At 35.1% G+C, this 21,923-nt stretch carries 13 protein-coding genes; 4 read left to right on the top strand and 9 right to left on the bottom strand.

Features of this window, described 5'->3' with window-relative positions; genetic code table 11:
• Window positions 1-618: 618 nt before the first annotated feature.
• Entirely contained in the window at window positions 619-1,227 is a 609-nt protein-coding gene (locus tag VKJ25_RS15475; RefSeq protein ID WP_324237530.1) for a zf-TFIIB domain-containing protein, read from the bottom strand.
• Between the two features lie 27 nt (window positions 1,228-1,254).
• Window positions 1,255-1,653, bottom strand: coding sequence for a heterocyst frequency control protein PatD (gene patD, locus VKJ25_RS15470; RefSeq protein ID WP_324237529.1), 399 nt, complete (start codon window positions 1,651-1,653; stop codon window positions 1,255-1,257).
• 1,373 nt (window positions 1,654-3,026) lie between these two features.
• Between patD and VKJ25_RS15465 the strand changes: the two genes are divergently transcribed.
• From VKJ25_RS15465 to VKJ25_RS15455, 3 genes are all read left to right on the top strand, one after another.
• On the top strand, window positions 3,027-5,273 hold the full coding sequence (locus tag VKJ25_RS15465) for a RelA/SpoT family protein (protein WP_324237550.1): 2,247 nt from the start codon (window positions 3,027-3,029) through the stop codon (window positions 5,271-5,273).
• Between the two features lie 366 nt (window positions 5,274-5,639).
• Window positions 5,640-7,019 (top strand): aldehyde dehydrogenase, encoded by a 1,380-nt coding sequence (locus VKJ25_RS15460; protein WP_324237528.1) that lies wholly within the window; start codon window positions 5,640-5,642, stop codon window positions 7,017-7,019.
• A gap of 450 nt (window positions 7,020-7,469) precedes the next feature.
• On the top strand, window positions 7,470-8,798 hold the full coding sequence (locus VKJ25_RS15455; protein WP_324237527.1) for a hypothetical protein: 1,329 nt from the start codon (window positions 7,470-7,472) through the stop codon (window positions 8,796-8,798).
• A gap of 199 nt (window positions 8,799-8,997) precedes the next feature.
• Here the strand turns inward: VKJ25_RS15455 and VKJ25_RS15450 are convergent, their stop codons facing one another.
• The 4 genes from VKJ25_RS15450 to VKJ25_RS15435 form a co-directional block, all read right to left on the bottom strand.
• The gene (locus VKJ25_RS15450; RefSeq protein WP_324237526.1) at window positions 8,998-9,906 is read right to left on the bottom strand and encodes an AAA family ATPase; all 909 of its coding nucleotides are present in this window, start codon (window positions 9,904-9,906) and stop codon (window positions 8,998-9,000) included.
• 561 nt (window positions 9,907-10,467) lie between these two features.
• Window positions 10,468-10,731, bottom strand: a complete 264-nt coding sequence (locus tag VKJ25_RS15445) for an RNA recognition motif domain-containing protein (protein ID WP_324237525.1) — start codon at window positions 10,729-10,731, stop codon at window positions 10,468-10,470.
• A gap of 451 nt (window positions 10,732-11,182) precedes the next feature.
• Window positions 11,183-12,292, bottom strand: coding sequence for a bifunctional riboflavin kinase/FAD synthetase (locus VKJ25_RS15440; RefSeq protein WP_324237524.1), 1,110 nt, complete (start codon window positions 12,290-12,292; stop codon window positions 11,183-11,185).
• Between the two features lie 171 nt (window positions 12,293-12,463).
• On the bottom strand, window positions 12,464-13,375 hold the full coding sequence (locus VKJ25_RS15435; RefSeq protein WP_324237523.1) for an MBL fold metallo-hydrolase: 912 nt from the start codon (window positions 13,373-13,375) through the stop codon (window positions 12,464-12,466).
• A 1,013-nt stretch (window positions 13,376-14,388) separates the two neighbouring features.
• Between VKJ25_RS15435 and VKJ25_RS15430 the strand changes: the two genes are divergently transcribed.
• Window positions 14,389-14,700: a hypothetical protein gene (locus VKJ25_RS15430; protein WP_324237522.1), complete on the top strand. Its 312-nt coding sequence runs from the start codon at window positions 14,389-14,391 to the stop codon at window positions 14,698-14,700.
• 257 nt (window positions 14,701-14,957) lie between these two features.
• Here VKJ25_RS15430 and VKJ25_RS15425 read toward each other — a convergent pair whose 3' ends face one another.
• The 3 genes from VKJ25_RS15425 to VKJ25_RS15415 form a co-directional block, all read right to left on the bottom strand.
• On the bottom strand, window positions 14,958-15,773 hold the full coding sequence (locus VKJ25_RS15425; protein ID WP_324237521.1) for a PEP-CTERM sorting domain-containing protein: 816 nt from the start codon (window positions 15,771-15,773) through the stop codon (window positions 14,958-14,960).
• 1,076 nt (window positions 15,774-16,849) lie between these two features.
• Window positions 16,850-17,875 (bottom strand): PEP-CTERM sorting domain-containing protein, encoded by a 1,026-nt coding sequence (locus tag VKJ25_RS15420; RefSeq protein ID WP_324237520.1) that lies wholly within the window; start codon window positions 17,873-17,875, stop codon window positions 16,850-16,852.
• A gap of 1,100 nt (window positions 17,876-18,975) precedes the next feature.
• Complete coding sequence (locus tag VKJ25_RS15415; RefSeq protein ID WP_324237519.1) at window positions 18,976-21,498, bottom strand: bifunctional metallophosphatase/5'-nucleotidase; 2,523 nt, start codon at window positions 21,496-21,498, stop codon at window positions 18,976-18,978.
• Window positions 21,499-21,923 lie beyond the last annotated feature (425 nt).

Below are 21,923 nucleotides of genomic sequence, written 5' to 3'. Positions count from 1 at the left end.
ATATCTTAATAATTTATACCTGAAAAATTTGATCTTTGCCATTAATGCCAATAATACAGCATATTCCAGGTACATGAAGTACATATATTCAGAATTAAATGTCTCTAGAGCATCTTGCTCGCGACGGGTGTACCTCACTAAAGTGGAATCCGCTATATTTTAAACCTACCCCTTTCTTAAAATAAAACTTGACAAAAAATATAAGTTATTTAGCTGCCATTAAATCAATTTTCCAGAATAGACAATGTATTAAGTATTTCCAAATAGGCTTTTCTATAATTTTGCCCTACTCCATCATTTCATTATGGAAAAATAAAGGTACAAAGCTTCTCTATTCATGGAGAAAAAAAATTCCTTTTCATCAATCCTCTCTTTATAATAATAGGTAATTATTCATTATTCATTAAAGTACAAAGCCTCTCCATTCATGGATAAAAAAGAAAAAATATTCCTTTTTATCAATCCTCTCTTTATAATAATAGGTAATTATTCATTATTCATTATTTAACCCTCCTTCCCATCAAAAAAGGGTTTGAGGAGTTCCTAATAATGGATAGCTTTTTCAGAGGAATAAAAAATAAACTTCAGTATTTTAAGTTGCGGATAACTATAACTGAATTAACTTTGACTATTTCTAAGAAGTTTCCTATTAAGTTCCTTTCTTTTATTTTCAAACCTGCGTAACATATAAGTAGCAGCATAGTCTGCTTGGGGATGAGTTTCCAATATTTCTGCTAATTGAAAAACATACTGTGCTATTTCTTCTCCTAATTTATCAATCACATTCTCACGATTAATCATTTCTTGTTGATGCTGACGTACTTTTTCTTGCCATTGACTAGAAAAAATCTGGCGAATTTTAATATGAAGACCAAGCTGTTCTAAAATTTCCCATTCTTCCCCATTATCAAACCAAATACCTCCACAACTCATACAAAGTTCTACATAAAAAGGTTGCTTAATATTTATCCTCGTTCTTGATAAATAAGTACCACATTCAGGACATAATCCTGCTTTACCATCAAAAGGGGAAGGGACAAAATCTTCAAATTGATTGTAGTAGGGCAATGTTTCTTCCGGAACATACCATGAAGGTAAACTGGCTAACCAGGATTCATAATCTTTCGCTGAAATCCAGAAACCTGTAGACTTAGAACAGTATTTTACCGGAATCGTATCATTCAATACAGCATCTTCTAACTCTATATTGTATTTAGGGCTTTTCATCCTGTTTCTTCCTAATTTTTTGTTAATTTAGCTTGACGTAAGTATACTCAAACAATAGCCTTTGAGGGTCTCTAGGCGATCGCTAATATTGGCCAACCTCTTTTTTGTGGTTTGGGGATTTCGAGATGTTTGTAAAAAGGCAACATCTAGATTCAAGAGTCTAAGTTGCTTATGAATCTCCGTCAAATAAGACTGTAATTTGGATGCTATGGGTTGGTCTAGTCCTGAGTTATCTAAATTAATAATCTGAGTCTCAAACAATTGTTGGACTTCTTGATTTATGGCCAATATTTTTGATGGTTCTATTTCGGCCATATTCTCCTGCCACTGATGTAACAGTTGACTTAATTTTTGATATGGTTCATTTTGCCCCTTTGATAACATTGTGTAAATAAATCGAAATTTGTCTATATTTTTACCATACATATATGGATAATTAATAATTGATAATTAGGGCTAGCTGATTCAACCTCAAAGTATTCATAGATAAAAGTAAGTGCTTTTGGTCTGATTTATCGGGAACCGTAGAAGTGCAAATTTTTAGGCTACTAAGGTTCAAAAAGATATTATTTTAGCCTAATGAGGAAAAAAAAATTAAGGAATTATTTTTTTCAACTACTTCCTACCTCAACAAAAAAACTTTTCATAAGCAAACCCTAATTAGGGTATAGTTTTTGTTATCTATTATTAGACATCTCCAAAAATAGAAAACTAAATCAATATTTTTTTCATATTTATAATTTTCCTATAAAAAAATTAGTAAGTATTCAGCTATTAGGTTTCAGCTTTGCCTGCGGAATCGACTCGCATTCAGGAATAAAAACCTCAACTTTAAGGAAAAGATTTAAACGAATAAAGAAAGTGAAAACTGAATTTTGTACTCAGAAAAATTTCTGATTTATCGGGAACCGTATCAGAATAGCTTTTATTTAAAGCTGACGGCTGAATGCTGACTATTATTAACTATTTAATTGATATAGATACCTGCATTAGTGTATCCCTATTATATTTATCCAAAAATTAAAAATAAAATAAATTATTATCTAGAAATTGTTAATTATTTCTCCCTATTCTATTTAAGAAAATACAAAAATATAATTTGTAGTAGTGATTTTAATTTTCAATCATGGTACAATGAAAGTTTAATTCACTATTTACCATAACTATATAGTATAAGACTACTATAGCAATTCTATTTTATTAGTAGTAAAAATATTGCCACCTTTTGGTAATTAGGGAATCGGCAACAAACAAGTAAGCATTTAGTAGTCAGCCAGCTTTTTGCCTCCTGGGTCGTAGCTGCGCTAACAGAGAAACTGCGCTATCAGCTATTATTTTTAAGGTGTAATAAAGGCTTGATTAATAGAGTCAGAATTAAACCTTATTGCCAACTTCATTTTTAAACCTTGTCCTTAAGAATAAGGTCTTAAAAAAGCTGAGATCTGAATGCTAATAGCTGAATGCTTACACAAACAATGGGCTAAAGTATCAGAGTGTATTTATAGTGTTTAAATTGTTACAGCCTATATATTGTAACAGAAATAAGATTACTATAATTAATAATTAATAATTATCTGTATAGGACTTACCCATGCGAAACCCGGTTTCTAGGATAAATCGTTGTTTTGAGCAGTAATAATCTACCCTCGTAGCGGGTTTCTGGGTTCATCTGCGTAAGTCCTGAATTAACAATTAATAATTATCTCTTCTCGGTAAATGCTGATAGCTGATAGCTGACGGCTGAATGCTTATTAAATGCTTGTTAAAAACTGATAAATATTAACTCTCAAAAACTTATGATGGATACAAAAACTATAACACTTAAACCTCAAATTTCATCTGTAATTCCTGATTGGTTGCAAGAATGTATAAATCACAGAAATAATAGTGATAATATCAGCAACTGTCCAGTAGATATAGTATTAATTTCTCAAGCATTTGAATTTGCTTATGAGTTACACAAAGGACAGTATCGAAAATCAGGAGAACCCTATATTTCTCATCCTATAGCTGTGGCAGGATTATTAAAATATCTTGGTGGTGATAGTACCATGATTGCTGCAGGTTTTCTACATGATATTGTCGAAGATACTGATATAACTATTGGAGAAATAGAACAAAAATTTGGTGCAAAAGTAGCTTTATTAGTAGAAGGTGTAACTAAACTTTCTAAATTTAATTTTTCTAGCAAAACAGAGCTACAAGCTGAAAATTTTCGTCGCATGTTTTTGGCAATGGCAAAAGATATTAGAGTCATTGTTGTGAAGTTGGCAGATAGATTACATAATATGAGAACTCTAGAATATTTACCTCCCGATAAACAATTAAGTAAAGCATTAGAAACTAGAGAAATATTTGCACCATTAGCAAATCGTTTAGGAATTGGTCGTTTTAAATGGGAATTAGAAGATTTATCTTTTAAATATCTGGAACCAAATGCTTATCGAGAAATACAAACATTAATAGCAGATAAACGAGCTGATCGCGAAGCTAAATTGTTAGAAATGACAGAAAATTTACGGCGAAAATTAGAGCAAGCAGGAATAGAATATTATGAAATTAGTGGTCGCCCTAAACATCTTTATGGAATTTATCGAAAGATGTATTTAAAACAGAAAGAATTTCACGAAGTTTATGATATTTCTGGACTGAGAATTATTGTAGAAAAAAATGAAGATTGTTATCGTTCTTTAGCTATTGTTCACGACTCTTACCGTCCTATTCCTGGAAGATTTAAAGACTATATTGGTCTGCCAAAACCTAATCGTTATCAATCATTACATACAGGAGTAATAGGTAATACAAATCGTCCAGTAGAAGTGCAAATTAGAACTTTGGAAATGCACCATATTGCTGAGTATGGAATAGCTGCTCATTGGAAGTATAAAGAAAGTGGTTATAGTAATATGAAAATAACTACTGAAGATGAAAAATTTACTTGGTTGCGACAGTTATTAGAATGGCAAAGTGACCTGAAAGATGATCGAGAATATTTGGAGACTGTTAAGGATGATTTATTTGATGATGATGTTTATGTTTTTACTCCAAAAGGTGATGTTATTTCCCTCAAACATGGTTCGACACCAATAGATTTTGCTTATCGTATTCATACAGAAATAGGTAATCATTGTACAGGTGCTAAAGTGAATGAAAGAATAGTACCTTTAGATACTCTTTTAAAGAATGGTGATATTGTAGAAATTTTGACTCAAAAGAACGGTCATCCTAGTTTAGATTGGTTAAATTTTACTGTTACTGGTGGAGCGCAAAATCGAATTCGTCAGTGGTTTAAACGTTCTCATAAAGAAGAAAATTTGGCTAGAGGTAAAGAATTATTGGAAAAAGAATTGGGTAAAAAAGGTTTTGAATCTTTACTTAAATCTGAGCAAATGCGACTTGTTTCTGAAAGATTAAATTATCACAGTGTTGATGATTTATTGGCAGGTTTAGGATACGGTGAAATAACTTTAAATTTAGTAGTTAATCGTTTACGAGATGCCTCTAAAGAAGTAACCCAAGTTGAGCAAAATTCAGATATTTATTCACAAAAATATTTAAACAAGTCTACTCAAACTTCTTCTCCTAATAATTATCATCCTATTGCTGGAGTGGAAGGGTTAATGTATCATTTAGCAGGTTGTTGTAATCCAATTCCAGGTGAATCTATTATTGGTTCTGTCACTCGTATGAATGGTATTTCTATTCATCGTCAAGGTTGTTATAATGTGGAAGGTGTACCTGGAGAAAGGTTGGTTCCTGTTAGTTGGAATACTGCTAATGAAAATCAGGGACGACCTAAAACTTATCCGGTTAATATCTCTATTGAAGTTATAGATAGAGTGGGTGTTCTGAAAGATATTTTATCTCGTTTAATGGATAATAATATTAATGTGAAAAATGCTGAAGTTAAAACAAATCCTGGTCATCCGGCGATGATTAATTTATGTATTGAAGTGAGCGATCGCCAACAATTTGAACGGAGTTGTACTCAGATTAAAAATCTGAGTGATTTTTTGAGTCTCCGTCGTATTAGTCAGGCGGAATAATTAATTAATAATGACTAATTAATAATGAATATTAGTCATCTAACTAATAGTTAATAATTAATAATGGATATTAGTCATCTTAAGATGACTTTAGCTTTGAGCCAAGGATTAAAATCCTTGGCTTCTTTCTATAGCAATGTGCGCACTTAATATTTACAAATCACAGGAACTGTCCAATAGCTAAAATCTGTCTTATAAGCAATTTATTCCTTCCCTTCCCTGTTCCCTGCCCACAGCGCTATAACATTTTATTTTGGGGATTTGGAAACCAAACCCCTACAGTTTTTTTCAGAAATCATTTAAGATTTCTATATCGAAGTTCATTTTTATTGGGCTTGATATGACCGCTAAATATCAATTAAAAATATGTCTTTAGAACAATCATCTATCACCAAAATATTAAACCAACAACGTCAATTTTTTGCTACAGGAAAAACTAAAAATATTGAGTTTAGAATAGAACAACTAAAAAAGTTAAAAAAGGCAGTTTCAAATTATCAAGAAAAAATAGCTGCTGCTGTTAAAGCAGATTTGAATAGACCAAAATTTGAAGCTTATTTTGAACTGACTTTTTTTACAGAAATAAATGATGCCATTAAAAAACTAAAATCTTGGGCAAAACCGAGAAGAGTTTCTACTCCTATCGAACAATTTCCTGCTGGAGCGAAAATCTATCCAGAACCTCTAGGAATAGTATTAATTATTGGTGCTTGGAATTATCCTTTTCAATTAGTAATATCTCCTTTATTAGGAGCGATCGCTGCTGGAAATTGTGGGATTATTAAACCTTCGGAAATAGCTGTTAATACCTCTGAGGTTGTTGCCGATTTAATTACTAAGACTTTTGATTCTAATTATATTGCTGCTATTACCGGAGGAGTGGAAATAAGTCAACAGTTATTAGCAGAAAAATTTGACTATATTTTCTTTACTGGAGGAACAAAGGTAGGCAAAATAGTTATGGAAGCTGCTGCCAAAAACCTCACTCCTGTAACTTTGGAATTAGGAGGCAAAAGTCCTTGTATTGTTGATGATAATATTCAATTAGAATATACGGCAAAACGTATTACTTGGGGAAAATTTATTAATGCTGGTCAAACTTGTGTTGCTCCTGATTATTTGTTAGTAAATAAATCGGTTAAATCTGATTTATTGGAAAAAATTAAACAATTTATTAAAGAGTTTTATGGTGAAAATCCGGCTGATAGTCCTGATTATTGTCGAATAATTAATGAAAAGCAATTTAATAGATTAAATGATTTTTTACAAGAAGGAAAAATTATTATTGGTGGTGAAATTAATTCAAAAGAACGTTATATTTCTCCGACAATTGTTGATGGAATTAATTGGGATTCGGCAATTATGCAGTCAGAAATTTTCGGACCTATTTTGCCTGTTTTAGAATATGAAAACTTAGATGAAGCGATCGCTCAGATTAATTCTCGTCCTCAACCTTTATCTCTTTACTTTTTTTCTCTAAATAAACAAAAACAAGAGCAAATTTTAAGAGAAACTTCTTCAGGAAATGTTTGTATTAACGATACTGTAGTGCAATTTGCAGTGCCATCTTTACCATTTGGAGGTGTAGGAAATAGTGGTATTGGTAGTTATCATGGCAAAGCTAGTTTTGATACTTTTTCTCACTATAAAAGTGTGTTGAAGAGGGGATTATGGTTAGATTTAAACATCCGATATGCTCCTTATAAAAATAAAGTTGGTTTGATTAAAAAAATAATTTTTCGGTAAATACTCAGCTGAAATTTTGTAGTCGATTTAGGTTGGGTTGAGGAACGAAACCCAACAATAATATCTCTCTCCTACTTCCCTACTGCCTAATACAATATTTTACAGTCTAGTAGTAAACTGACACATCTAATTTTTTTGTGCATTAGGGCGGGTTTATATAAATCAGGACTTACGCAAAGGCACTATATATGGAGTATTGCTCAGTTACGAGATAGGCTTTATATGTCCCGTAGCAAAACACACCCTACCAATAGCTGACACATCTAATTTTTTTGTGCATTAGGGCGGGTTTATATAAATCCTATAATAAGCATTACAATTATAGCTAAAACCTGCCCCTACTATTGCATAATTTTAAATAAAACAGTCTACTACTTTCCTGATTTTTTCTAATGACTAATAAACAAATTAGGCTTAAACTAAAAAAGGTAGTAATCTATAACTAAAAATATGTTACGTTTATATAACCGAGCCTATAAAATATTAGAAGTAGAAATTAACAAATGCGCCCAAGAAGATTTGGTTGGGCAAGTAGGAAAAGATATAGTAATAAGAAGATTGGATAAGTTACTATTGCAATCAGGAGAACCCCTCAAAGCAGAAGAGTTAAACCATATAATAAAAGACCAATTTCCTAATTTTAGTGACACAGTTATTCAGAAAGCAGCTAAGGCAAATAAACCACCAGGAATATTGACGAAAATTGCTTGGATACCTCCCACATTAGTAGGAATAATAGGAATAGTTTGGGTAGCAAATTTACCCTATCCTATGATTCGTAAACCTGTGGCAAAAATAGCACCAATAATTTTGTTACCAAGCTATATAAATATGGATCGTAATTATCGAGAGGCGATCGCTAAAATTGAACAAGCAGATCAACTAATTAATCAAGCAACTTCTAACGCTGATATTAACTTGGGAACCGAAAAAGTTACTGAAGCACAAAAACACTTAGATCAATTACCAGTTTGGTTTTTAGGTTACTATCCCCAAGGGTATTGTACCTTCTTTAGTTGTTCTTGGAAATTCACCCTAGATGAATTTGAAACTGCCAGAAAAAGAGTAGGAAAAATTGAAGCAAAAGCGTTTCAAGAAAAAAATGCTCAAACATTGTTACAAGAAGCAGAAAAAACTATTGAAATATCTAAACAACAGTATCAGCAAACAACAACTCTTACAGAAAAACAACAAGCGATCGCTCAGTGGCAAAGAGCAATAGATAAATTAGAACAAATTCCACCTACTACTCTCGCTGGAGAAATGGTAAAACCTAAATTGGCAGCTACTAAGCGAGATTTCCAAAAAGAAGCAGGTTTAGCTGAGGGAAGTCAGCATAGTTTCAATCTCATGGAAGTAGCTAAAAAATTTGGTTTTGAAGCAGCTAAAGCTGCTCAAAATGGTCCCCATCTAGAACAACAGTGGCAACTGGTGGCGACTTTATGGGAACAAGCAGTTAGTCAGTTGGAGAAAATACCAGCAGATAACCCTAATTATTTGGAAGCACAGAAAAAATTAGCCGAATATAAAGTTAATCTAGCTAATACGAAACTCCGCATACAATTACAACAAGAGTCAGAGAAAGCTTTTAACAAAGCTAAAAATTTGATAGCAGATTGGCAAAAGTATGCTCGCGATGACGATCCTAACCAGGGTTTACTTGCTGGTACGATTCAATCTATTATTAATGAATTAGAGAATGTGAAACCAGGAACAACTTATTATCAAGAAGCTCAAAATTTATTGAAATTTGCTAGGGATAAACAGAAAAGTTTATAGAGGGAGTAAGTTAATACGCATTTTACACCAATTTCGGTAACACAACCATCTTGGTTGTTACAGCCGGGAATGCTGTGTTACATTTATGAGTCGTAACACAACCATCTTGGTTGTTACAGCCGGGAATACTGTGTTACAGTCATGAGTCGTAACACAACCATCTTGGTTGTTACAGTCGGGAATGCTGTGTTACACTGGGTTAGGACACCGTAACAGAACTGAGTAATCTTTCCACTATTGTTTGACTAAGTTTTCCCCCTGCTGGAATCAAGCGATGACAAAGTACATAGGGAACCAGAAACTTGACATCATCAGGAATACCATAATCTCTTCCCGTCAGAAATGCCAAAGCTTGAGTTGCTCGAAGTAAAGCAACTGTTCCACGAGGACTAACACCGAGGGTAATGTCCTCATCTTCCCTAGTTGCTCTCACCAACCTCAGAATATACTTTTGCAATGACTCATCTACTTTTACCAAACTACACAAACGACGCAACTCTTTTACTTCCTCCAAAGTAATACAAGCTTTTAACTGACTAACCTCGGAACCTTCAGAAATTCTTTTTAGCATCTGAAGTTCTTCCGACTCTGTAGGATAACCTAATGTCAGAGACAAAGTAAAACGATCCATTTGTGCTTCCGGTAGGGGAAATGTCCCCTGATACTCAATAGGATTCTGAGTTGCAATCACAAAAAATGGATTAGGAACAGAACGGGAAACCCCATCTACTGTCACCTGTTTTTCCTCCATCACTTCCAAAAGAGCAGACTGAGTACGGGGAGTAGCACGATTAATTTCATCTGTCAATAATACATTTGCAAACACCGGACCAGGTAAAAATTGAAATTCTCCACTGCTGGGGTTCCAAATATTAGTACCAGTAATATCAGTCGGTAGTAAGTCGGGAGTACATTGGATTCGCTGAAATTTTCCAGCGATAGAATAAGCTAGAGATTTTGCCAGTAAAGTTTTACCTACACCAGGAACATCTTCTAAAAGAACATGACCACCTGAAAGTAATGCTACTAATACTAATTTGATAGCATCTTCCTTACCAACAATAGCTTGACTAAGATTTTGTTTTAGTTTCTCAATACTTTCTTTCATAAAATTATTAATATAGCGCTAGGAATAGGGAGAAAGAATTGATAATGGATAATTGATAATGAGGCTAATAAAGCTAATTTCATATAATATAGGACTTACGCACGCGCAACCTATTTCTGTCATTGCCCGCGAGGTGCGTTTGCGAAGCAGTCCGTCAGGATAGCAATCTCAAGCCAAGAAAATTTCTTTCCTCATGGCTTTAGCCTTGTAATACTTAAAATATCAGCGCGATCGCTATACTCATCAAAAAAAATCATATAACAGGAAACAGGAAACAGGGAGCACTTAGAAAAAAATTCCGCTCCCTTGAATTAAATCTCATTTAACTAACACAAATTATGAAAATAATTGGGTCTCAAATCTTAACTTTTCAGCGGAAAAGTTTGGGAAAGATTCATCAAAATCACCATTACAAAAACAATTTCTATAGGTCGCCCATTCCTTAATAAATATCTCTATAAAATAAGAAATCAGAGGAAATAATTAATAATTTCTGGGTGATAATTGATTTTATTTTTGATTATTGGAAATGTCTCATAGTTAATATTCACCAGAATACCCCTATCTTCTACCGCCTCGTTCTTCTCGTGGCCTGGCCTTATTAACTTTGAGATTACGTCCCATAAATTCAACACCATCCAGTGCTTCTATTGCTGCTGCTTCTTCATCTTCAGTTTCCATTTCTACAAAAGCAAAGCCCCGAACACGACCTGTTTCCCGATCATTAGGAACTTGAACTCGTTTAACTGTACCATATTCAGCAAAGACGTTCTCTATATCTTCATCTGTTGCATCGTAGGAAAGATTTCCGACGTAAACCGACATGATTGACCTCCAAAATAGGAATTTAATGTAGAGAGATTTCGGAAGGCCAGTAATGCCAGATGAAAGATAATCAAAAAGTTGATCATTTCCAGCAAAAACTATAACCTATACCTATTCTCAAACAAAATTCTATCATAGGGTTTGTTCAATAAAACAGAGTGTGGGAAGTTTGGGAAATTTGGGAAGGATGAGAAGAAAGAGATAGTAGAGGGAATAATTGTTCCTTGATTTTTTGATGGTTTGTTTAAAACCTTAACTTTTTGGTAATTTTATCTGAAAAAGTTGCACTTTTTCTAGCCTTAAATAGGTTGTAATATTTGATGGTTTGGGTTGGGGTTGGGAGACCAAACCCCAAAAGATTTAGAGACCAAATCCCTACAATTTTTTCTCAGGAATGATTTCTTATAACTATAACAATCCTACTCTACAACTAGAAATTTATTTGGCATAATTACTTAGTTTGATTTCTCAGTATATTTCTAGCACCTTGACAATCTTCATTTATTTGAGCCTTTAGTAAATCTAGAGAAGCAAACTTTTGTTCGGGTCGCAAAAATTCTATCAAATTTACAGTTAAAGTTTTACCATATAAATCTTGAGACCAATCTAATATATGAACTTCCACAGTTGGATCTAAACCATTTAATGTCGGACGACAACCAATATTCATCACACCCATGTAGGGGCGATCGCCTGAAAATATTTCTTGAGGTTGCTTCTCACTAGAAATATAGACTTCTACAGCATAAACTCCAAAACAAGGTAAAATCTTTTGTGGCGGTAACTGGAGATTTGCTGTGGGAAATCCTAATTTTCTACCTAATTTTTGTCCCTGAACTACTTCACCAACTAAACTGTAAGGGCGACCTAATAAACGATTTGATTTTTTCAGGTCTCCTGCTTCTAAAGCTTGACGAATTATTGAACTACTAATACGTTCCCCATTTTCACAACTATATAAAGGTACTATTGTCACATCTATATTGTAATTATTAGCGATCGCTTGTAAATCTTTTGTATTTCCTGCCCTATTCCTACCAAAACGAAAATCCCATCCTACACTTACTCTACAGGCTTGTAAGTTTTTTACCAAAATTTCTTCTACAAATTGAATAGGAGTTAAATTTGCCAATTGTTGATTAAAGGGCAATAATACTACTTGTTCAACCCCAACCTCTTCCAAAAGAGCTAATTTTTCTGTTATTGGAGCCAACAACTTTTTGGGTTTTCCACTAAAAAATTCTTGGGGATGAGGATTAAAAGTAACAACCGTGGAATAAATTTTTGGCTCTGACTTATCATTATTATTATCTAATTCATGTTGGTAATTCGATGATGAAACTTTTAATTCTGGATATAAAAATTGTAGCTTTTTCTCCTCCTCTATTTCTGTAGCTATTGCCAACTTTGATGAACGTACAGAAAGAGAATTTAATCCATTATTTATATTATTTAAAATTGGTTTAATTACTTGCCTATGTCCTCGATGTAAACCATCAAAGTTTCCCAAGGCAACAACAGTTGGAGTTAAAGCCTTAACTAAAGAAGAAGTTACCCACACGTTTTAATACTTTCACTTAATTTAGTCATTTTTTACCGAAAAATTAATTAAGGTATAAGCCCTCTCCATTCATGGAGAAAAAAGACAAAAATTCTTTTTAGCAAATCCTCTTGTTTAGTAATAAGAGGTAATCATTAATTATTTTTTGTTAGTACATCAACAAAGTTAGAACTAATCAGAAATTATCACTTTTTTAGCAGTATTCGTTGACTTATTTTCTTGATTATTTATAGGAGAAATTAATTGAATTGACAGACCTTCTCTTGCCATCAAACTATCAGGAAATTTCTCAGCCACTTGCTCTCCCACCTGATCCAAAAAGTCATCATTGTGTAAAGGATCGTGGTGAAAAATTACTAATTTTTTCACTTTAGCTGCTTTAGCAATTTTTACAGCTTCCTGCCAAGTCGAATGGCCCCAACCTACTTTACTAGAATTTTCTGAGTAATACTCTTCATCAGTATAAGTCGCATCGTAGATTAAAACATCTGCTTGACGAGCCAAAAATAAAACATTTTCATCAAGGCGATCTAGAAAATGTTCTGTGTCAGTAATATAAGCCGCAGAATGTCCTTGCCAGTTAACACGATATCCTGTTGCTTCTCCTGGATGATTCAGCAAAGCGTTTTCTACAACTACATTATCAATTTTAATTGGGATACCTCTTTCCAGATCAAAAAATTTAAGTTCTGCTCCCATAACTTGTAGAGGCACGGGAAAATTAGGATTCAGCATTTGGTCATTAAGTCTTTGTTCAATAGTTGCTCCATTAGGGGCAACTGCACCATATATCTTGAAATGATTCTTTTTAATAAAAGCAGGTGCAAAAAAGGGAAAACCTTGAATATGGTCCCAGTGGGTATGAGTAAAAAAAAGATGGGCATCTATGGGCATTTGAGAGAGAAGAGATTGACCCAAAACTCGTAGACCAGTCCCACCATCAAATATCAACCGATGTCCACCAACTCGCATTTCTACACAAGGAGTGTTGCCCCCATATCTGATTGTTTCTGAACCTGGACAAGCAATACTGCCTCTTACGCCCCAGAATTGAATTGTGAATTGATTTTGCTTAACTGGCATAAGTTTGATTACATAGTTTCTTCAGTTAGTCCATCAAAGAGATGTTTTGATAAATTAAGTATAGACCATTTATTGGCCATATCTTAATTTATATTTCAGGACTTAAGCAGAAATCAGGTTTATCAAAGAAACTTCGTCGTTGGAAGGACAATAACTAAGGCAATAAACCTGATTTATTGATTAGTTTGCGTAAGTTCTATATTTAATTTCAATAATATTTTAACTTTGATCTTTTGACTTGTAGATTCCCAAAAACTAATAATTTTCATTGAAATATCAATAGTCAAAATTCAGAAGTCACAAGTCTTGATAATAAATAATTGATTATCCCCCTAAATCCCCCTTTGAAAGGGGGACTTTGAATGTTCTCCCACCCTTTGAAAGGGGTACTTTGAATATTCACCCCCCCTTGTCAGGGGGACTTTGAATGTTCTCCCACCCTTTGAAAGGGGTACTTTGAATATTCTCCCACCCTTTGAAAGGGGTACTTTGAATATTCACCCCCCCTTGTCAGGGGTACTTTGAATGTTCTCCCACCCTTTGAAAGGGGTACTTTGAATATTCACCCCCCCTTTGAAAGGGGTACTTTGAATATTCTCCCCCCCTTTGAAAGGGGTACTTTGAATGTTCACCCCCCCTTGTCAGGGGTACTTTGAATGTTCTCCCACCCTTTGAAAGGGGTACTTTGAATGTTCTCCCCCCCTTGTCAGGGGTACTTTGAATATTCTCCCCCCCTTTGAAAGCTATGCTTTACCCACATCTTTAGTTAACATTTCTCAAAGAGCAAGGATTAGGCATCAGGGGTCTGGGAAAGAACGGTATTAGGTAGGCAGCATAGATACTGGCACAAGTCAATCCGTCTGCTGTTTTTAAATCTCGAAACTATTAACTAATAAGGATTTCAAGATTGTAAATAATTATGTGGGTAATGGATAGGAGGACTTTGAATATTCTCCCCCCCTTTGACGCGCTATGCTTTATAAACATCCTTTCAGTAAACCACAGTAGGGACGTTGCATGCAACGTCCCTACAAGCAACGTCCCTACAAGCAACGTCCCTACAAGCAACGTCCCTACAAGCAACGTCCCTACAAGCAACGTCCCTACAAGCAACATCCCTACAAGCAACGTCCCTACAAGCAACGTCCCTACAAGCAACGTCCCTACAAGCAACGTCCCTACAAGCAACATCCCTACAAGCAACATCCCTACAAGCAACGTCCCTACAAGTAACGTCCCTACAAGCAACATCCCTACAAGCAACGTCCCTACAAGCAACGTCCCTACAAGATTTTGGTTATGGTGATGTGGTTCATCGAGAGTGAAAAGCGCTGTAAAACTTGACAAAAGTGAGAAATTATGAATCTCTCATTTGAGATGCTTTTTCCTTATCTTCCCCCTCTTCCTTGTCTTCCCACTTTTCCCACTGTTCCCTGTTCCCTGTTCCCTGTTCCCTGCGCACAGCGCTATACAAAAAAATACTGGGACTCTCCTGATTTAGCTTTGAGGAGAATCCCAGTTATAGAATTATTAATTTTTAGAATTTAAAGGTAGATACAATTATATAAAAAAAAAGAAGTTTTTAATTAGACTGACGACGACGGGAAAGGAACATTCCACCACCGATGAATGCTAAAGCTGCAATGCTACCAGGTTCTGGTACACGAACTGGTGGATCATTTTTACTAAACTCGTATACATATCCAAGTAGCTTATCACTTCCAGCTCCAGCATTAACTGCTTGAAAACGAGCGCCAGCATTGATTTTTTTATTTGCGAAAGCATCTTTAAACCACTGTTCTGTTGCATTTGCGTCCATATCTGAATCAAGAATCAACGATACTGTAGTTGTATTCCCTTGAGCCAAAGCTTTGTTTGGTTGACCATTTTTTAAACTGTTTCCCTGACTGAAACCAATGTCAAAGGTAATATCGTTAAATTGTGTACCGTTATAAATCCCATTCTGAATGCCACCTTTAATTGTATTGTCGTCAAATACTATATTTCCAAAGTAGTTGTCGGGGTCTTTAGTGTAATCACTTGAAGTAATACCAAACACGTCAGCTAGGTCGCCATCCTTCCAATCTAATCCAAAACCCATGAACTTAGAAGCAGTTGCTCCGTCAGTATTAATATCATTACCCTGATATTTTGATATAACATTACCAGTGTTATTGGTGATATTCAAATCTAATTTAACTGTACCATCGCCTACGTCTAAAAAGTCAAATTTAACTTCAGCAGAAGCACCTGTAGCAGGATCATTGGTACTACCATAATAAGCATTAAAATCTAGTTTCAAAGCATTAGCACTAGAAGCAGCAATTAAAGAGGAACCTGCTGCTAAACCCACAGCTAATAAAGAAGAGTTAACTAGAGTAGATAAAGTTTTATTCATTTTAGATATTCTCCTAATTTTTTGTCTTGTAATTTTTAACTTCCAGAATTTAAAGCAGAAACCAAAGTATTTTTTTTCAACAAGTTCTGCTAGCTTTTTTTGTTTCTAATAACTTTTAGAACTTAGTATTATTTGACATATAAGTATCAAGATGTTTGCTTTCTTGACTTTTGATTTGGCTTGCTTAACCCCACATTTATATGATGCACTATTCCAATCTAAATGGCAATAGCCAAGTAGCTATCTTTACCAAAACAACACAAATCAGTCTTTAGTAGTAGATATTTTTTGTCAAAATAACCTGGAACCTCGTGATCATACTGATGACAATTACCTGTACTTAGCTTAAAAACCACATTCAGTACGACAATATGTAGTAATTTATAATTGCCATTCAAAGCTTTGCATGGTAATCATCATAGAAATTATCAGCAAAAATACATACTACGCAATCTGTTTTATAATACTTTTGTCGTGTCATGGTATGGAATGCGGGCTAAATGAAGTAGTTTCTAGTATTGGTTAAGTTGCATAACTAATATAAGTGATAATACTGAAAGTTTTTTTCAAGTCAAAATAACTGGCTTGGTATAAACAATATTTCATACTATTTATACTGCAAAATTATTCTATATTTTCCCATCTCATATCAAATTCGGTAGTATTAGTATAAAAAGCGCAGAAACCAGGTTGGTTTGAAATACTCCACTCTATAAAATCTATCTTTTACAAACCCAGTTTCTTATATTACTCTCTCTGATTTATCGGGAACCGTAGCTAGCGGATTTGATATGACGACCCTAATGCTGCCAAACTTAATCTGATTTATCGGGAACCGTAAGATTAGCGATCGCTCTTTAATATAGCAGAAGGAAAAATCTAGCTTTGTCTGGGTTTTAGGCTTTTAATATGTCCTAACTACCTTGGCGGTTGCTATAGAATCAAAAAAATACTGGGACTCTCCTGATTTAGCTTTGAGGAGAATCCCAGTTATAGAAATATTATGTTTTAGAATTTCAAGGTAGATACAATTCATAGGTAGATACAATCATAAAATATATGTATAAGAGAAATTCTTAATTAGACTGACGACGACGGGAGAGGAACATTCCACCACCGATGAATGCTAAAGCTGCAATACTACCAGGTTCTGGTACACGCTCTGTTGGTTTATGAGTAAAATCTTCGTACAATTTTGCGTATGATAGCTCAGAGATAGCGCCACTTATACCATTAAAGTCAACTTCTAATTTGCGGACTCCTTCTAATTCTTTATTAAAGTAAAAATCCCAGACAGAGTTCTCATATTTATGAGGAACTACATCTTGATTGGCTAAAAAGTATGTAACGTAAGCATTGCCAGTAAGTTCCTCTCCTGTAAAAGCTACATCTTCATTAATCTTATTCACAGCATTAGAAAAAACTTGTCCTGTTAAATTATCTGTTACTTCTCCTGTCGATCTTGAAAATGTATAATCTGCTAGGATGGTGTTGTTTTCCCCTTTAGCTTTGAGTTTAATTTTATTAGCATCTGTCTTATCAAAATCAAGGAATTCGATATTTCCTAATGCAACACCTTCATCAAATATAAACTCAATTTTACTACCGTTTCCTTGATCTCCTGGATCTGAGAACTTTCCATCAGTTATGCCTTGTCTACCACTATCTTGAGCAATCAGTACATTACCCCGCGCCCGAGTGTTCAAATTTCCTCCAGTTGCTAAGTCTGTGTCACCGCCAGTACAGTCATTAGTAAAACCATTATAACCACTGTAATTATTAGCATTAGGCTCACAACTACTGTTAAATAAGGTGAGACCTTTGTCGGAGTTGCTGCCTCTTCTTCTCACCTTCACCCCTTTTCCTTGGTGAAACCATGGATTAGTACCTCTATCACCGTCACTATTATTAAATTGACCGCCATTAACAATAGTGCCTGCTTCAAGTGTGTTTCCGTGATAATCTGTATCAAAATCGAGTTTAGTAAAGCTAGCTGCTTCCGCAAAAGTTACATTGCCTGTTAAAGCGACAGTTGCGAGCAATGCAGTCTTGGCAAATATAGCTGCTTTAGATAATGGGGAAGTAAGTTTTGTAGTTTTCATTTTTGTTCTCCAGTTTTAGTAATTTTTAATTGATAGAACTTAAGTACGAAAATTAATATATGTCTTCTTTAGACGTGGTTTGTACGCCCCTTATTTATATATCATGCACCACTCATATATAAAAAGCAATAGCTAATAACTATCTTTACCAAAAAAACACAAATCTATGTTGATTTCTAGTATTTTTGTAGCATTTTTCTCAAAAAAAACTGGAAAATCGCAATTATACTGATGAAAATTATCTGATTTAGCTTAATAAACTTTATAATTTGGTAGTTGATAAGTGGAACCACTGAAAATTCTTTTGAGGGATTTCAATAATTAATAATAAATAGTTAATAATTGATTATGAAAATTTGCTGATTAAATACGTTTATTCTCCGGCAATACCCATTTAATAATCGATACATAATTTCTCTCTAATCTCTAAGTTTTATCTGAAGAAAGATGTTTATCAAGCATAGCTTTGAAAGAGGGGAGGAAAAACTATGAGATAGTCATAGTAAAAGATTACTTTTTAATAATCTAATTCAATATTCTTCTGGAAGAGAAAAAATTAAGTTGTCTATTTTTTAAAAAGATTGGTACTTGAGCAAAAAAAATGAAATTATATACCACCTGTATGGACAAATCGCCATTTACTAGCCCAACGCTCCGCTTCATATATAGCAATGTGCGCACTTAATATTTACAAATTGCAGGAGGTGTCCAACAGCTCAAAGTCAGGACTTACGCACGCGCAACATATTTCTGTCATTGCTCACGAGGTGCAAAGCAATCTCAAATGACCAAAATTGGTTTCTAATGCGTAAGTCCTGATTGATAAATACAATAGACATCTCCTCCAAATCAGGGAATAGGGAGAAGTAATTGATGATTTATAGATAAGAATTGATTCTATTTTTTATTTCTGTAGGACTTACGCACGCGCAACCTATTTCTGTCATTGCTCACGAGGTGCGTTTGCGGAGCATTCCGGAGGAAAGCAATCTCAAACGCCAAGATTTTGTTCATGCGTAAGTCCTGTTCTGGAGATGTCTAATAGGGAAAAAGGTAGAAAAATAGCTCCATATTCACCATCTCTTCATCTCCCCATTTTCTTACCCTCTGAACACAAAGTTATCAGGGTCAAGTGTGGGTGCATCTTCCAGAGTAACGAATAAACCACCACTACCTAAACCACCATTACTACCATTCTGGTTATAGAATAGATTACCGTTATTAGTATTGTAAACAATTACAGCATCGCTGGTACGAGCAGCACCATTATTGGTGACAGTAGCAAACACATCCTCAAAACTATCCCCATCCCCAATAGTAGTGAAAGTTGTTCTGTCTAAAAGAATGATATCTTGATCTGGATTAAAATCAGTAATAGTATCTTGACCTAAATCCTCTTGACTGTAAGCTTGATTTGTGTTAAAGATGAAACGGTCAATGCTTGCGCCACCAGTCATGACGTCATCTCCAGGACCGCTATTGAGGCGATCGCGTCCTTGACCACCTCTGAGAGTATCGTCACCAGCACCACCCAACAAATGGTCATTACCAAGGCGACCTTGTAATAGATCGTCGCCATCTCGACCAAAGATCAACTCATTACCGCGACCACCAATAATAGTATCCTCATCAATACTACCAACTAAACGACCATTATCAGCAGTACCTCGAATAGTTAAGACCGTATCCTGGCGAGCAGACAAATTTTGAATTCGTTGATCTTGCTCTGGAGGAACATCTTCAATTGTAAAACTAGGATCGCCATCAGCAGGGAAATTTTCTGCTAAAAACTCAGCGAGAGCATCTTGTTCGGAACCGTTGGCAGCAAAGTCAGCATTGTTAGTTGCACCCGGTGGTAAATCTTCACCTACTAAGTCAACCCGATTTTCGCCAAATAGTTCAAAAGGATAACTATCTCCTCCACCTGCAAGGAAGTTGAGAGTTACTAGGCGAATTTCTCGGTCTGGGTTTCCGACGATTTCACCATTACTAACTATAACATCAGCGATCGCTCCATTCTCATCTTTAATCGCCAGACTTCTGATGCGCTCTCCATCAGTTCCGACACCCGTAACATTTCCGTCAGCATCTTCAGTAAGTTCTATTCCTTGTTGAGTAGCGTCAAAACTGAAAGCAAGACCACCAACTTGTGGAAACTGACCGGGAGTTGCGCCATCTGCTGTTGCTGCTACACCATGCTCAAGAATTTGCTTTAATTCTTCTGCTGTAACTGTGAGGAGACTTAGCTCGTTATTGAAACGGAGGGTATTCTCAATATCTAGTTGAGAAATTTGTCCTTCTGCTTTAAAATCATTTCCAGCAGGAGGCAACTGTACTAAATCATCAGAAGTACCACCAGCAGGAATAAATGACTGACCAATGTTATCGCGGATACCGCCACCATTTTTCAGAGAAACTACTACATTAGGGTCATATTGTTTGGCAACAAATAAATTTGCATCTGCTGTTAGATTTCCTAAGTTAGTTTCTTCAGTGCGGACATTTCCTCTTGTACCATTGATAAATACATCTGTTGCACCGAAAACATTGCTGTCTCTATCAGCAACATTCTCATTAATAGCTTCTGTTACAGCTACTATTACGGGGTCAGCTTCTGCTGCTGGATCGACATCTTCTCCAAAAACTCGGTCAACTCCTGCATCATCAGTAGCATAAGCACCACTTAATTCTTCGTTGAAAGCAGTAATAATACCATTGTCGTCAAAGTTAGCGATGAGGCGACCCACATATTTGTAGTTACCGTCAGTATTAACAACTAATACAGGTTCATTGCTAGGAGATGTAAATTCAAGAGGATATTGACCCTGACGACTGTCTCCATCTCTGAGAATATCATCTTCTCTTGCGAGGAGAGTATTGGAACCACCAGCAATGATAATATCAACACCTTCGAGAATTTCTGCTAATTCTTCTTCAATGCTAATTTGCTGCATGTGTGCTAGCAGAATGATTTTGTTAATATCGTTAGCAATTAATTCATCTACTGTTTCTTGAATAATTCCAGCTAAAGCTGTAATATCACTACTATTTCCAGGAGTGACACCAACATCACCAGGAGAAGAAATCACAGATAAACTGGGGGTGGTTGCACCGACAATACCTATTTGTTCTCCACCTATTTCTATAACAACGCTACCTGCAATGCTATTTGGTTCAGGTGCTTCACCATCTGGTACAACAAAACCAGCCAGATTTTCATCTGTACTAAAATCAAGGTTAGTGCTGAGAAAGGGGAACTGAGTACCAACAAAACCATCTTCACCTATTCCAGGTCCTGTAATTTCAGGGTTTGCTGCCAGTAGGTTAGCAATGGTTCCTGTTCCTAGATCAAATTCATGGTTGCCAAAAGCAACTGCTTGAAACCCAAGAACATTATTGATGAGAATATCACCAATACCTGGTTCGCCATAAATTTCTGCGCTAGCATTAAAGAATGGTCCGGGAATATAAATATCTCCAGAGGATAATCTTAAAGTATTTTCAAAATTACCATCATTTTCTAAACCGTTCATAACTGCTGAAAAGTTAACAGCATCTTGTATTGCTGGTATACCGCCTTCTTGGTCAGCAGCATGAAGTATTTGTAGTTGAATTTCTGGCATATTGTTCTATTTGGGAAATTTCCATATTTTTCTGAGAACAGGATATCTCCCAATAGTTAAGTGATATTAAAAGATAAATTATCATTTGGTTAAAAGTTTTTTAAGAAAAATATTATGAGTATAGCAATTATAAATAGGGTTTGGGAAGTATGGGGAGCTTTGGTAATGCTTGAAAATAGAACATTTTTTTCTACCGAATTAAGCGGATTTGATATTACAGAGCTTTTCATTTGATCAAACCACAAAGTAGGGACCTTCCATGGAAGGTCTCTACAGGGTTATTATTTTTTTATGTTATGAGGTACTATGTACTATTTTTCGCGGGCAAGATGCCCGCACTACAATAATTTTACCATCAGGACTTACGCACAGGTACTATATATAGATTCTTGCTCAGTTACGCTACCGCTAACACATTCTACTAG

Origin of the sequence: Okeania sp. (assembly GCF_035285525.1) — a bacterium.
Taxonomy (GTDB): Bacteria; Cyanobacteriota; Cyanobacteriia; order Cyanobacteriales; family Microcoleaceae; genus Trichodesmium.
This window is presented reverse-complemented; position numbering and strand designations above follow the sequence as displayed.

Bases quoted from the DNA above. Each gene is read 5' to 3' on its own strand.
- VKJ25_RS15475 (WP_324237530.1), bottom strand. From the start codon at position 1,227: ATGAAAAGCCCTAAATACAATATAGAGTTAGAAGATGCTGTATTGAAT.
- patD (WP_324237529.1), bottom strand. From the start codon at position 1,653: ATGTATGGTAAAAATATAGACAAATTTCGATTTATTTACACAATGTTA.
- VKJ25_RS15465 (WP_324237550.1), top strand. From the start codon at position 3,027: ATGGATACAAAAACTATAACACTTAAACCTCAAATTTCATCTGTAATT.
- VKJ25_RS15460 (WP_324237528.1), top strand. From the start codon at position 5,640: ATGTCTTTAGAACAATCATCTATCACCAAAATATTAAACCAACAACGT.
- VKJ25_RS15455 (WP_324237527.1), top strand. From the start codon at position 7,470: ATGTTACGTTTATATAACCGAGCCTATAAAATATTAGAAGTAGAAATT.
- VKJ25_RS15450 (WP_324237526.1), bottom strand. From the start codon at position 9,906: ATGAAAGAAAGTATTGAGAAACTAAAACAAAATCTTAGTCAAGCTATT.
- VKJ25_RS15445 (WP_324237525.1), bottom strand. From the start codon at position 10,731: ATGTCGGTTTACGTCGGAAATCTTTCCTACGATGCAACAGATGAAGAT.
- VKJ25_RS15435 (WP_324237523.1), bottom strand. From the start codon at position 13,375: ATGCCAGTTAAGCAAAATCAATTCACAATTCAATTCTGGGGCGTAAGA.
- VKJ25_RS15425 (WP_324237521.1), bottom strand. From the start codon at position 15,773: ATGAATAAAACTTTATCTACTCTAGTTAACTCTTCTTTATTAGCTGTG.
- VKJ25_RS15420 (WP_324237520.1), bottom strand. From the start codon at position 17,875: ATGAAAACTACAAAACTTACTTCCCCATTATCTAAAGCAGCTATATTT.
- VKJ25_RS15415 (WP_324237519.1), bottom strand. From the start codon at position 21,498: ATGCCAGAAATTCAACTACAAATACTTCATGCTGCTGACCAAGAAGGC.